12 protein-coding genes are annotated in these 13,664 nt (G+C 64.3%); 3 read left to right on the top strand and 9 right to left on the bottom strand.

Features of this window, described 5'->3' with window-relative positions:
* Genes nuoH through ACS8Y6_RS12445 form a run of 7 tightly spaced genes read right to left on the bottom strand, consistent with a single transcriptional unit; the run spans position 1 to position 8,390 of the window.
* The gene (gene nuoH / locus ACS8Y6_RS12475) at positions 1-981 is read right to left on the bottom strand and encodes an NADH-quinone oxidoreductase subunit NuoH (RefSeq protein WP_440855687.1); all 981 of its coding nucleotides are present in this window, start codon (positions 979-981) and stop codon (positions 1-3) included.
* On the bottom strand, positions 978-3,662 hold the full coding sequence (nuoG, locus tag ACS8Y6_RS12470; RefSeq protein WP_440855686.1) for an NADH-quinone oxidoreductase subunit NuoG: 2,685 nt from the start codon (positions 3,660-3,662) through the stop codon (positions 978-980). The genes nuoH and nuoG overlap by 4 nt, the downstream gene beginning before the upstream one ends.
* Positions 3,663-3,680: 18 nt before the next feature.
* The gene (gene nuoF / locus ACS8Y6_RS12465; RefSeq protein ID WP_440848984.1) at positions 3,681-5,000 is read right to left on the bottom strand and encodes an NADH-quinone oxidoreductase subunit NuoF; all 1,320 of its coding nucleotides are present in this window, start codon (positions 4,998-5,000) and stop codon (positions 3,681-3,683) included.
* On the bottom strand, positions 5,000-5,470 hold the full coding sequence (gene nuoE / locus ACS8Y6_RS12460; protein ID WP_440848983.1) for an NADH-quinone oxidoreductase subunit NuoE: 471 nt from the start codon (positions 5,468-5,470) through the stop codon (positions 5,000-5,002). Before nuoE ends, nuoF begins: the two co-directional genes overlap by 1 nt.
* Complete coding sequence (nuoC, locus tag ACS8Y6_RS12455; RefSeq protein WP_440848982.1) at positions 5,467-7,215, bottom strand: NADH-quinone oxidoreductase subunit C/D; 1,749 nt, start codon at positions 7,213-7,215, stop codon at positions 5,467-5,469. Before nuoC ends, nuoE begins: the two co-directional genes overlap by 4 nt.
* Before the next feature lie 11 nt (positions 7,216-7,226).
* The gene (locus ACS8Y6_RS12450; RefSeq protein WP_440848981.1) at positions 7,227-7,880 is read right to left on the bottom strand and encodes a NuoB/complex I 20 kDa subunit family protein; all 654 of its coding nucleotides are present in this window, start codon (positions 7,878-7,880) and stop codon (positions 7,227-7,229) included.
* A gap of 45 nt (positions 7,881-7,925) precedes the next feature.
* A complete protein-coding gene (locus ACS8Y6_RS12445) occupies positions 7,926-8,390 on the bottom strand; it encodes an NADH-quinone oxidoreductase subunit A (RefSeq protein WP_440848980.1) in 465 nt (154 codons plus the stop codon).
* A 299-nt stretch (positions 8,391-8,689) separates the two neighbouring features.
* Between ACS8Y6_RS12445 and ACS8Y6_RS12440 the strand changes: the two genes are divergently transcribed.
* Positions 8,690-10,621, top strand: coding sequence for an aconitate hydratase (locus ACS8Y6_RS12440; protein WP_440848979.1), 1,932 nt, complete (start codon positions 8,690-8,692; stop codon positions 10,619-10,621).
* Between the two features lie 158 nt (positions 10,622-10,779).
* Positions 10,780-11,388, top strand: a complete 609-nt coding sequence (locus tag ACS8Y6_RS12435) for a class I SAM-dependent methyltransferase (protein ID WP_440848978.1) — start codon at positions 10,780-10,782, stop codon at positions 11,386-11,388.
* Between the two features lie 74 nt (positions 11,389-11,462).
* Here the strand turns inward: ACS8Y6_RS12435 and ACS8Y6_RS12430 are convergent, their stop codons facing one another.
* A complete protein-coding gene (locus ACS8Y6_RS12430; RefSeq protein ID WP_440848977.1) occupies positions 11,463-11,831 on the bottom strand; it encodes a tautomerase family protein in 369 nt (122 codons plus the stop codon).
* A gap of 278 nt (positions 11,832-12,109) precedes the next feature.
* On the opposite strand from ACS8Y6_RS12430, the gene ACS8Y6_RS12425 reads away from it, so the two are divergent.
* Positions 12,110-12,412 (top strand): antibiotic biosynthesis monooxygenase family protein, encoded by a 303-nt coding sequence (locus ACS8Y6_RS12425; protein ID WP_440855685.1) that lies wholly within the window; start codon positions 12,110-12,112, stop codon positions 12,410-12,412.
* Between the two features lie 6 nt (positions 12,413-12,418).
* Here ACS8Y6_RS12425 and ACS8Y6_RS12420 read toward each other — a convergent pair whose 3' ends face one another.
* Positions 12,419-13,435 (bottom strand): DNA ligase, encoded by a 1,017-nt coding sequence (locus ACS8Y6_RS12420; RefSeq protein WP_440848974.1) that lies wholly within the window; start codon positions 13,433-13,435, stop codon positions 12,419-12,421.
* Positions 13,436-13,664 lie beyond the last annotated feature (229 nt).

Genomic DNA, 13,664 nt, shown 5'->3' with positions numbered 1-13,664 from the left:
CTAGCTCTGGGCGACGACGATCGCGCCGGTGATCGCCACGTTGAGCAGGGCGATCGGCAGCAGCACCTTCCAACCGAAGGCCATGAGCTGGTCATACCGCGGGCGGATGGTGGCCGCGCGCAACAGGACGAAGAAGCACATGAACAAGAAGGCCTTCAGGAAGAACCAGACAAAACCGGGCAGCCACGGGCCGAGCCAGCCGCCGAAGAACAGCGTGGTGACCAGGCACGAGATCAAGACGATGCCCAGATACTCGCCCACGAAGAACATGCCGAACTTCATGCCCGAGTATTCGGTGTGATAACCCGCGGTCAGCTCCTGCTCGGCTTCCGGCAGGTCGAACGGCGCGCGATGGATTTCCGCGCAGCCGGCGATGAAGAAGACCACGAACGCCGGGAACTGCGGGATCACGTTCCACATCCCGCGCTGCGATTCGACGATGTCGCCGAGATTGAAACTGCCGGCCAGCAGCACCACGCCCAACAGCGACAGGCCCATGAAGACTTCGTACGAAATCATCTGGGCTGCTGTGCGCATGGCGCCGAGCAGCGCGTATTTGTTGTCGGAAGACCAGCCGGCGAAGATCACCGAGTACACGCCCAGCGAACTCATGGCCAGCAGGAAGAGCACGCCGACGTTGAGGTTGGCGATGGTCCAGGATTCGGTGAACGGGACGACGGCGAACGCCATGATGGTGGTGAACATGATGATCGCCGGCGCGATCACGAACACCGCCTTGTCGGCGAATGGCGGGATCCAGTCTTCCTTGAAGAAGATCTTGATCATGTCCGCCACGACCTGCAGCGAGCCGAACGGGCCGACCCGGTTGGGGCCGTAGCGGTCCTGCCACAGGCCGAGCAGCCGGCGCTCGATCGGGATCATCAGGGCCGCCATGATGACGCAGCCCATCAGGGTGACGATCGTCAGGATCGCGGTGACGACGGCCGACAGGATTTCGTGCTCGGAGATACCGAAGATCATGGTTTCACTTCCACGGGCAGACGCAGGCCGCAGACCCCGTGCATGCCCACGGGCACGCCGATGGTCCGGTCGGGCAGGCTGGGATCGATGGCCAGCGGGAAGGCATGGGTTTCGCCGTCCACGGCCAGTTCGAGCGAATCACCGGGGGCGACGCCGAGCGCCTTGGCGGCTTCGGCGTTGATGCGGTATTCCGGGGCCGGCATGCGTTCGGCGATGGCCGGCGCGCGCGCCGACTGCGATTCGCTGCCGAAGATGTGATGCATCGGCACGGCCTGCCAGCCGTCGACCGCCGTCACCTCGGCGGCAGAGAATTCGCCCGCCCCGGAAGCCGTGGCGAACAGCCTTATGCCGGGGTCGCCGCCTTTCAGATGGCCGCCGACTTCGTCCTGGAAGCGGGTGATGGCCGCCTGGTTGGAATCCCAGCCGGGGCTCCAGGCGTAGGCGAGCGTCGACGGCGGCTGATCCACGCCGTAATAGCCTTCCATCGAGTAGGCCAGCGGCGAATCCGGATCGACCTCGGGCCGGCGCTCGCGCACATCCACGTTGGCGTACATCGCGGTACGGCCGGAGAAGCGGTGCGGGCTGCGCGGGAAGCGCATGCCGAATTTGCGGAAGCTCTGGCTGGGGGCAGCGTCCTCGATGCCGGCGAACTGCGGGCATTCGGCGACGATGGCCTGGATCAGATCGTCCATGCCGAGCCAGTCGGGCTTGTGGCCCGCGACTTCGGCCAGATCGGCTGCCCAGCGCCAGCCTTCCTGCATCGGCGCGTCGGGGATGAAAACCTGGAAGAAACGCTGGGCGCGTGCTTCGTTGTTCACCAGTGTGCCGTCGGCCTCGGCGAAGCTGCCGGCCGGCAACACGTGCGTGGCTTCGCCCACCGTGCGCGTCATGCTGTGATCCATGACCACCACGTGCGCGGCCTTCCGGATCGCGGCATCCACGCGGGCCTTGGGCGCGCGCTCGTACAGGCAGTTCTGCATCACCACCAGGGTGTCGGCGGAGCCGTCCTCGATCGCGGTGAGCGCGTGATCGACGTTGCGCTGTTCCAGCATCGCCATGCCGAGCGAGTTGGCCTCGGACAGGGTGACGAACAGGCGGGCAGCGTCATTGGCGGCGGCGACCGCCTGGGTCACGTTGGCCGCGGCCTTGAGGATGGCCGGATCGCCGAGGCTGGTGCCGGCGACGATCAGTGGTTTCTTCGCGCTCTTGAGCGTTGCCGCGATGGCATCGACCAGCGCCTGGGTCTCGTCGTCGAGCGGGCCGGCCTTGGGGGCGGTGTTGTCGAGTGCATGGGCCACGGCGAAGCCGAGCTCGGCGATCGCGGCCGGGCGCAGGCGCTGCGGCGACATCACGATGTCATCCAGGCGCGTGGCGTGGGTGGTCGCCGAGAAGATCGGGCTATTGTTGTGCTGGCCGATGTCGCGCACGGCACGGGCATGCCACTTCGGGATCTTGTTGGCCGCCGCGTGCTCCAGATGCTTGTTGCGGCGGGACTGGCGCAGCGACAGGGCCAGCCGCGGCGCGGTCTGGGTCACGTCCTCGCCGAGAATCAGCACGGCGTCGCAGGATTCGACTTCGCGCAGCGTGGCCAGGCGATCGGCATGGGCCGAGATCGTGTCACGCGCGGCCAGGCTGGCATCCGAATCGGCCGGGCTCATGCCGTTGCTGAAGTGCTCCGCACCGACCAGATGGCGCAGGGCGAAGTTGTCTTCCAGCGAGGCCCGCGGCGAGCCCACGCCGACCACGCCCTTGGCCTTGGCGAAGACCTCTTCCATGACGTCGCGCATGACGTCCATCTCGCGCGGCTCGAGGATGCCGTCGGCGTTGCGTACCAGCGGCTGGCGCGGGCGGTCGTCGCGATTGACGAAGCCGGCACCGAAGCGGCCGCGGTCGCACAGGAAGTAGTGATTGATCTCGCCGTGATAACGGTTCTGGATACGCTTGAGCACGCCCTGGCGCGAACCAGGGCTGGTGTTGCAGCCCAGCGAGCAGTGGGTACAGATGCCGGGGGCATTCTGCATGTCCCACTTGCGATTGTAGTGGGCGCCGAGCGTCTTGTCGGTGAATACGCCGGTCGGGCAGACTTCCACCAGGTTGCCCGAGAACTCGTTGTCGAACGCGCCGTCGGATTCACGGCCGAAGTAGACGTTGTTGTGCGAACCCAGCGCGCGCAGATCGTCACCATCGGCATAGTCGCGGTAGTAGCGCACGCAGCGATAGCAGGCGATGCAGCGGTTCATCTCATGGTTGATGAACGGGCCGAGGTCCTGGTTCTTGTGGGTGCGCTTGGGCCCGCGATAGCGACGCTGCGTATGGCCGGCCATCAGGGTCATGTCCTGCAGATGGCACTCCCCGCCTTCCTCGCAGACCGGGCAGTCGTGCGGGTGGTTGATCATCAGCCATTCGATGACCTGGCGGCGCATCTCGGCGGCCTGCTCGTCGTCGATCTCGAAGCGACCGCCGTCGGAACAGGGCGTCATGCAGGCCATGACGATCATGCCCTGTTCGTCTTCGTCGTTGCGATAGGACTTGACCGCGCACTGACGGCAGGCGCCGACGCTGTGCAGCTCCGGATGCCAGCAGAAATAGGGCAGATCGAAGCCCTTCGACAGGGCGACGGCCAGCAGGTTTTCGGTGTCGTCGACATCGAATTCCTTACCGTCGATCGTAATCGTTGCCATGACTTAACCGTGCGCTAATTAAAGAGGATTCGCGTTCGCTGCTTCGGTCCGCGACAGATTGGATGCATCGTCGGGGATCAGCGCTGCGAGTTCGTCGCGGTAATACTTGAGGCCGGCCTCAAGCGGGCCCATCGCGCCGGGCGCGTGGGCACAGAAGGTCTTGCCCGGGCCGAGCAGCTTGACATGCAGGTCGAGCAGCTCGAGATCGCCCGGCTGGCCCTTTCCGGCTTCCAGGTTGACCAGCATCTTCTCCACCCAGGGCAGGCCGTCGCGACAGGGCGTGCACCAGCCACAGGATTCCTGGGCGTAGAAATGTTCGAGATTCTTCAGCACGCCGACGATGGGCGTCTGGTCGTCGAACACGACCATGGTGGCCGTGCCCAGACGCGAGCCGGCCGCGCCGACCCCGTCGTAATCCATCGGCGTGTCGAGATGCTCGGGTGTGAGAAACGGCGTGGAGCCGCCGCCCGGCAACAGACCCTTGAGCTTGCGTCCGTGGCGGATGCCGCCGAAGTGTTCCAGCACGTCGCCGAGTTTCACGCCCAGCGGGAACTCGGCCAGGCCGGGCTTCGCCACATGGCCTGAGGCGCCGAACAGTTTGGTCCCGCCGTCCTTGTTGAGCCCCAGGCTCTTGTACCACTCGGCACCGTTTTTCACGATGTGCGGCACGTTGCAGATGGTCTCGACGTTGTTGACCGTCGTCGGCTGGCCGAACAGGCCGGATGCGGCCGGAAACGGCGGCTTGTGACGCGGTACCGCGCGCCGGCCTTCCAGGGCCGACAACAGGGCCGATTCCTCGCCGCAGATATAGCGGCCGGCGCTCATGTGCAGATGCAGGTTGAGCGAAAACCCCGAACCCAGGATGTTCTCGCCGAGAAAGCCCTTGGCGTGGGCTTCGTCGATCGCCTGCTGCAGGCGCCGGCGGCACTCGGTGTACTCACCGCGCAGGAACACATAGGCCGTGTCGGCGCCGATGGCGTAGGAGGCGATGATCATGCCTTCGATCAGCTGATGCGGATCGCCTTCCATGATCAGCCGGTCCTTGAACGTGCCCGGTTCCATCTCGTCGGCGTTGACCACGAGATAGACATGTGCCGGACGTTCGTCGGGGCGATCCTCGAAGCGGGGCATGAACGACCATTTCACGCCGGTGGGGAAGCCCGCGCCGCCGCGCCCGCGCAGGCCGGCTTCCTTGATCAGCGGGCCCACTTCGGCCGGGCCGTAGTCGGCGAGCGCGGTCTTGAGTGCCTCGTAGCCGCCCAGATTCATGTAGTCGTCGATCCAGACCGGTGAACGGTCGGGACGAATGCGCTGGGTCAGTACCTTCGTCTCTTCCATTACTTGTACTCCGCCAGAATCTCGTCGACCCGCTCGGGCGTGAGATGGCTGTGGTAGGTCTCGCCCACGCGCATGGACGGGCCCTTGTCGCAGTCGCCCAGACAGCAGATCGGCAGCAGGGTGAAACGACCATCGGCGGTGGTCTGGCCGAAATCGATGCCGAGCGTCGACTTCAGGTGGTCGCGCACTTCCTCGTAGCCGGCGAGATAGCACGAGATCGAATCGCACAGCATGATCACGTGCCGGCCCACGGGCTGGCGGAAGATCAGGTTGTAGAACGTGGCGACCGCTTCCATCTGGGTCGGCGTCACGCCCACCACCTGGGCCGCGGCCGCCATGGCCTCGTCGGACACCCAGCCACGATGTTCCTGCACGATCTTGAGGGCCTCGATGGTCGCGGCCCCGGGGTCCTCGTAGAGCGACATCTCGTGCTTGATGCCCTCGATTTCGGCTTCGCTGAGTTCAATCATCGGTCGACGTCCGCCATAACGAAATCGATAGAACCGATGATCGCGACCAGGTCCGCGACCAGGCCGCCCTGCGAGATCAGCGGGATCTGCTGCAGATGGGCGAAGCTCGGCGTACGGATACGCGTGCGATAACTCATCGTGTTCTTGTCGGAAATGGAGTAATAGCTGTTCAGGCCCTTGGTCGCCTCGATCATGGTCGAGGACTCCATGGCCGGCACCACCGGACCCCAGCTCACCGTGAGGAAGTGGGCGATGAGCGTCTCGATGTCGTGCATCGTGCGCTCCTTGGTCGGCGGCGTGGCCAGCGGATGGTCGGCCTTGTACGGGCCTTCCGGCATGTTCTTCATGCACTGCTCGATGATACGGCAGCTCTGGAACATTTCCTCGATGCGCACGTCCAGCCGGTCCAGGCAGTCGCCGTTGGCGCCGAGCGGCACGTCGAAATCGAAGTTCTCGTAACCGGAATAGGGGCGGTCGCGACGCAGGTCGAAATCGACGCCGGTGGCGCGCAGGCCCGGGCCGGTGATGCCCCAGTCGATGGCCTCGTCCTGCGAGTAGGCGCCGATGTGCTTGGAACGCTCGACCAGCATGCTGTTGCGGGCCATGGCCTTCTTGTATTCGGTCAGGCGTTTCGGGAACCAGTCCAGGAATTCCTTGACCAGGCGATCCCAGCCTTTCGGCAGATCCATGGCCAGACCGCCGATACGGAAGAACGCGGGGTGCATGCGAAAGCCGGTGATCGCCTCGATGACGTCATAGGCCTTCTGGCGGTCCGAGAACATCCAGAAGATCGGGCTCATCGCGCCGATGTCCTGAACGTAGGTGCCGAAGAACATGAGGTGGCTGGTGATGCGGAAGAACTCCGACAGCATCACGCGGGCGACCTTGACCCGCTCCGGCACCTCGATGCCCAGCACCTTTTCGATGTTCATCACATAGGGCAGCTCGTTCATGACGCCGCCCAGATAATCGATCCGGTCCGTATACGGGATGTAGGTGTGCCAGGACTGGCGCTCGGCCATCTTCTCGGCGCCGCGATGGTGGTAGCCGATATCCGGCACCGCGCCGACGATCTCCTCGCCGTCGAGCTGCAGCACGATACGGAACACGCCGTGTACCGACGGATGATTCGGCCCCATGTTGAGGAACATGAACTCGTGGTCTTCCGACTCGCGCTGCATGCCCCAGTCTTCGGGTTTGAACTGCAGCGCGTCTTCCTCGATGTCCTGACGCTTGGGGTCCAGATGCAGCGGCTCGAATTCGGTCGCGCGGGCCGCGTGATCCTTGCGCAGGGGATGGCCCTGCCAGGTCGGCGGCATGATGATGCGGCGCAGGTTCGGGTGGCCGTCGAAGGTGATCCCGAACATGTCCCAGACTTCGCGCTCGTACCAGTTGGCATTCGGCCAGATGCCGGTCGCGCTCGGGGTCGTCAGATCGTTTTCCGACAGGGCGACCTTGATCCGGATTTCGGCAACTGGCGACAGGCAGAGCAGGTGATAGACAACCGTGAAATCGGCGTCGGGCTGGCCCTGCCGGAAATGACGCGCGCGCTCGTCGATCGCGGTCAGATCGTAGAGCATGCGATAGGCCGGCGCAGAATCCTGGCGCAGGTATTTCAGGACTTCGAGCACGCGATCGCGGCCGACCCAGAACGTGGGTGTGCCGTCCGCGGTGATCTGCGGGATGAGCGTATTCTCGCCGAATCGCTCGGTCAGCTGACGCTGAATGTCTACGGTATCAAGCATCCGTTGGGCCCTTACACTTCGTCGGGGGTGCGCAGCGTGGTCGCCGCCAGGCGGTCCGCGCGCTTGCTGTCACGCTGGGAGAGCTTCGGCGCCTGGGTGACGCCCTGCGGCCCGATCATCCACGACAGCGGCCGCTTCTCGACGGTGATCGAGTCCTGCAGCAGCAGCAGGCCTTCCAGGAAGGCTTCCGGCCGCGGCGGGCAGCCCGAGACATAGACATCCACCGGAATGAACTTGTCCACGCCCTGGACTACCGAGTAGATGTCGTACATGCCGCCGGAATTCGCGCAGGATCCCATTGAAATAACCCAGCGCGGTTCCATCATCTGCTCGTAAAGGCGCTGGATCACCGGCGCCATCTTGAGAAAGCAGGTGCCGGCCACGATCATCACGTCGGACTGGCGCGGTGTGGCGCGGATCACCTCGGAGCCGAAGCGGGCCATGTCGTGCGGCGCGGTCAGGGCGGTGGCCATTTCCACATAGCAGCAGGACAGGCCGAAGTTGAAGGGCCAGAGCGAGTTCTTGCGGCCCCACGCCACCAGGTCGTCCAGCTTGGCGGTGACGACATTGCGGGCCATCGCGTCCTCGACGGTGCCGCCGTGGTCGCCGGGGGTGCCGGAACCGGGAGTCGGGTTGCTATCAGCGCTGGTGAGAGACCAAGACATGGCTCGTTACCGTTTGAGTCAAATGGTGCCAGCCGCAATGGCTGCCTAGCTCTGTTCGCTGGGCAGATTACGGCGTTGATTGCTTTCTATCGCGTGCAGTCGGAACTGGCGCGGCGCCTTGGGCGCCCAATCGAGCGCGCCGATCCGCCAGGCATACGCCAGGCCGAGCGTCAGATCGAACAGGAAGCTCATGAACGCTTCATAGCCGGTCCAGCCGAGTTTGGGCGCGGCGATGGCCCAGGAAAAGATGAACACCACTTCCAGATCGAACAGCACGAATATGATCGCGACCAGGTAGAACTTGGACGAAAACCGCATCCGCGCGCCGCCGGTGGGCTTGATGCCCGACTCGTAGGGCTGGTTGCCCAACCGCTCGTCGTGGCGCCCGCCCAGCATGTAGGACATGCCCAGCATGAGCCCGATCAGGCCGATGGCGGCCGCCGCGAACAGGATCAGCGGCCAGATGACGACGGCGTGTTGCGCTGCAGGGTCCATATAGCTCGTATCCATCCTACGCCAGAGCCGGGCATCGCGATGCGGAATCGGCCGGGCAATTCGATGTAGTTTACAGGGAAATCGGCCGAGCGGTGCGTCACCGCCGAATCCCCGTGCCTCGATTGAGTGGCGTCAAAATAGACCAAAAGTCACGTGCATGGCGAGGGCTGCGGTCGGAAGCCGCATAAAACCGTTGTGTGTAATAAGAATCATTAGCGATTGGCGCGAAATCAATGGGTTCGTTCCCACCCGGCGGCTTGGTCCGGAGCCATTTGCAGCGCTAGAGTGGGGACAACGCACTTATGGAGGCCGACATGGCACAGAACGTTGCCCAAAAACTGATCGACGCGCATCTGGTGGACGGCCGGATGAACCCGGGTTCGGAGGTCGCGCTCAAGATTGATCAGACGTTGACCCAGGATGCGACCGGCACGCTGGTAATGCTGGAACTCGAAGCCATGCAGCTGGACCGGGTCAAGACCGAGGTCTCGGCGCAATACGTCGACCACAATCTGATCCAGGAAGACAACAAGAATCCGGACGATCACTTGTTCCTGCAATCGGCGTGTGAGCGCTTCGGCGCCTACTACTCGCGTCCGGGCAACGGGATTTCGCATGCCGTGCACATGGAGCGTTTCGGCCGCCCTGGCAAGACTCTGCTGGGCTCGGACAGCCACACGCCGGCCGCCGGCTCGATGGGCATGCTCGCGATCGGCGCGGGCGGTCTCGAGGTCGCGATGGCGATGGCGGGCGAGCCGTTCTATACCAAGATGCCGAAGGTGTTCGGGGTCAAGCTCACCGGCAAGCTGCCGGATTGGGTCTCGGCCAAGGACGTGATTCTGGAGATGTTGCGCCGGCACGGCGTATCGGGCGGGGTCGGCAAGATCATCGAATACTACGGGCCGGGGCTGGATAATCTCGAGGCCATGGATCGGCACGTGATTGCCAACATGGGCGCGGAGCTCGGCGCGACCACCACCGTGTTCCCGGCCGACGACGAGATCCGGCGGTTCATGAAATCGCAGGGTCGCGAAGATGAGTACGAGCAACTCCTGGCCGACGAGGGTTGCGAATACGACCAGCACGACGAGATCGATCTGTCCGAACTCGTGCCGTTGATTGCCAAGCCGCAATCGCCGGGCAATGTCGTGCCGGTGTCGGAGATCGCGGGCGACGCGCTGTATCAGGCCTATATCGGCTCCTCCGCCAACCCCGGCTACCGCGATTTCGCCGTTGCCGCGGAGATGGTCCGCGGTCGGACCGTATCCAAGGATGTCTCGTTCGATGTGAACCCCTCCTCGCGCGCAATGTTGCAGACACTGGCGCGCGATGACCGCCTGGGGCAGTTGATCGCCTCGGGCGCGCGCATCCACCAGGCCGGCTGCAACGGCTGCATCGGCATGGGGCAGGCCCCGGCCTACGGGCGCAACAGCCTGCGTACCACCCCGCGCAACTTTCCGGGCCGTTCCGGCACGCCCGAGGATTCGGTGTTCCTGTGTTCGCCGGAAACGGCGGTCGCCAGTGCGCTGATGGGCCGGATCACCGATCCGCGCACGCTGGATTTCGCGTATCCGAAGGTCAGCAATCCCGACGACCCGGTGGTCAACGATCACATGCTCGAAAATCCGCTGCCGCACGAGCAGGCGCGCAAGGTCGAACTGGTCAAGGGGCCGAACATCCAGTCGCTGCCCGACTTCGACGGCATTCCCGACGCGTTCGAACTGCCGATCCTGCTCAAGGTGGGCGACGACATCTCCACCGACGAAATCATGCGCGCCGGCGCCGAGGTATTGCCGTTTCGGTCGAATATTCCCGAGATCGCCAACTTCGTCTATGACGTGGTCGACGAGGAATACCCGGATCGGGCCAAGGAAACCGGCGATCACGCGATCATCGGCGGCAAGAACTACGGCCAGGGCAGCTCCCGCGAGCACGCGGCGATCGCGCCGCGCTATCTGGGGCTGCGCGCGGTCATTGCCAAGGACTATGCCCGTATTCACTGGTCGAACCTGGTCAACTTCGGCGTGCTGCCGCTCACGTTCGCCAACGGCGATGACCTGGACAAGCTCGAGCAGGGCGGGACGCTCAAGATCAGCGGCCTGCACGAAGCGCTGGCCTCGGGCGATACGGTGTCGGTCGAAACCGCGAACGGCGATACCATCGAGTGCAAGCATGCGCTGTCCGAACGCCAGGTCGAGATTCTGCGCGCTGGCGGGCTGATCAACTGGAAGCGCGATCAGGGCTAGACCGAGCGCCGGGTGAGTGTCAGCGCCCGCGCCGTATGGTCATGGTGCGGGCCGACCCGCTGCTGCGCGGCGGGTCTTTTTTGTATCCGTCGGCAGATCGGCGTATTCTCCTCGCGCTTTCGATCATCCTCGTCAAGCAACCCGGGTCATACCACGCCATGGATGAACGTTCCGTCGTTACCGCCTACCGCCGTCTGTCCAGTACGTACGACCGATTCTTCGGTCCCGTATTCGAACAGGGACGGCAGGTCGCGGTGCACAAGATGGATTGCCAGGCCGGCGATCGCGTACTGGAAGTTGGTGTCGGCACTGGATTGTCACTCGAGCATTACCCCGAGGGCGTGGAAGTGGTCGGCATCGATGTCTCGCCCGACATGCTCGAACATGCCCGTCAGCGCGTGAACGGCAATGCCGATCGCATCACGCTGCAGGTGATGGACGGCCAGGCCACCGAGTATCCCGACGATAGCTTCGACAAGGTCGTGGCGATGTACGTGGTATCCGTCGCCCCCGATCCGCACAAGCTGGTCGAGGAGATGAAGCGGGTCTGCAAGCCGGGCGGCGAGATCTTTATCGTCAACCACTTCAGCCACAAGGGCCCGATGGCCAAGTTGGAGCGGCTGGCGTCGCCGTTGTCCAAGCTGGTGGGGTTCCGGCCGTCGTTCCCGATCGACGAATTTCTCGCCATGGCCGATCTCGACGTGATCGAGTCCGTGCCCGTCAACGCCTTCGGTTACTGGACCTTCATCCACGCGCGCAACCGCTGACAGCCCGCCGGGCTGCGGGCCCATGGATGAAAAAGCCGGCAGCGATGCCGGCTTTTTTTGGTGTGCGCCACGCGTCAGTCTTCGATGAAGCTGGCCTTGCCATCCGCGAAGGACCAGTCGATGTCGTTGTTCTCGGTCATGGTGATCATGACGTTGCGCGGGTCGATACCGGGGCGGGCCGCCAGATTATCGGTCACCCGGCGATAAAAGGCTTTTTTCTGGCTGTCGGTCTTGCCCGAGCGCAACACGAGATGAAGCATCACGCGATCTGCGGTACGCGTCTGGAGCTGGAGGGCGTGCGGCGCGAATTCGCGGATCAGCTGATAGCGATCGTCGGCCGGGAAATCGAGCGCGGTGAGGGCCGCTTCGTTGACCGCGTCGGCCACCGCTTCGGCGTATTCGCGATCATGACCTTCCAGGATGGCGATATTGACGAATGGCATGAATGAATCCCGTAAAAATTAGATAGCGCGCAATATAAGGTGAACGCGGCGCGAATGCCAGCGCCGGGCTGGGGCGCACGGTGTTGTCGGGCGACAGCCGGCGACCGCGGCCATCATCGATGCTGACCGCATATTGAACACGGGGCCGACGTTTCGCTGCAGGCAAGCGATCAAGCCCAAGCGGGGAGGCTCCACCGGCAACCGGCGCGGAATGCCTCTGTCGGGGCGCACGGTAGGCGTCTACAATCAGGCCTCGTTTTTCGACCGACGGCCATGCCATGTTCATTGCCATGAATCGATTCCGGATCAAGCCTGACTGCGAGGACGAATTCCTCGCCATCTGGCGCCAGCGCGAAACCCATCTCGACCAGGTGCCCGGTTTTCGCCGCTTCAACCTGCTGCAAGGGCCCAGTACGGACGAGCACACGCTGTTCGCCTCGCATTCGGAGTGGGATTCGCGCGAGGCTTTCGAGGCCTGGACGCGAAGCGAAGCATTTCGCAAGGCCCACGAGAACGCGGGCGGACGCCGCGATATCTATCTCGGGCCGCCCGAGTTCGAAGGCTTCGACGTTAAACTCTGAGGGCGTTTATGCGTCGTCGTCGGCCTCGATGCCTTCGGCTTCCGGCGCGGCGGCGTGGCCGTCCGCGGTAATTTCCGGCGGCGGCCCCCCGGTGCGCCGGCGCAGAAAACGGGCGAAGCGGGGCAGGCCTGTGGCGGTCGTGCCCTGATAGCGGAACGTGATCCATGAACCCACCGGCGGTGGGTCGGCGCGCTGCTCGTCGGTGAAGCCGGTGCCGATCGCGAACTGGCGGCCGTCGCGCATACGTACTTCGAGCGAGCCCATCATCCCGTTCAAACGGCCATGGCCGGGGTGGATGCCGACGACGCGCGCCTCCGCATCGCGATAGGGCTTGACCTTGAGCAGGCCGGCATGGCGGCCCGGCGTGTAGTCGCGGCTGCCGCGATGCAGGACCAGCCCTTCGCCACCCCTGGCGAGGACGTTCTTGAGCGCCGCCTGCAATGCGTCCTTGTCGGCGACGTGAAACTGGCGCACGGCGACAACCCATGGATCATCGATGCGCGCGACGGTGCGGCGAATCGCCGGCACGCGGTCGTCGAAATCGTCGTTGCGGCCGGGAAGGTCGAATACCCGATAGCTGATCGCGTGCCAGCCTGGATCCTCCGGGCCGGCTGTTCTCACCAGGGTCGAGGCGGTCGAGAACCGGCCGTAGCCGGCCCAGAGTTCGCCGTCCATGGGTGTGGTCGGAAAATGCGCGGTGAACCAGGCCGGCAGCTCCACAGCCGAGCCACTGCGTGTGCGCATTTGCTGGCCGTCCCAGTAGCCGCGTACGCCGTCATACTTTTCCGATACCCAGTAGTTCGTGACATCCACTTTCCCGTGGTATACGTCGACCAGTTCCACCTGCGGCGGTTGCCCCGCCCAGGCGACGCCGATCGTGGCTATCATGGCGAGCAGCGCGCAGGCTGCGACGACGCGTGTCTTCATGTCGACCCCTCCCCGCGGGTCAACTTTGTCGGTTTCGTGTGTTGTATGTACGAAAACGGGGCGCGCGCTGTCAATTGTCGTCAGTTGCGGGCGCACAGCCGCCGGTCGAACGCGCCGGCGGCAATCATGACCACTCTGGGTCCGAGGCGAGCGCGCAGTCCCTGCCCGCAGCCCTTCGCGCCCAGTGTCTCTGGGCGGCGGGATCTGTGGATTGCCATCCGGTTCTAGGGCCTGTTGCCGCTTCGTGCGAGTCCGCGCCAAGCGCTGTTGTGCGGCAAGACGAGGCGTAGTGCGCGCCGTGCAGTCACTCTGCACAAGCGGGCTA

This window comes from Salinisphaera sp. RV14 (assembly GCF_052044135.1).
GTDB lineage: Bacteria > Pseudomonadota > Gammaproteobacteria > Nevskiales > Salinisphaeraceae > Salinisphaera.
The sequence above is the reverse complement of the archived record's forward strand: the minus strand, read 5'-3'. Positions and strand labels throughout refer to the sequence as shown.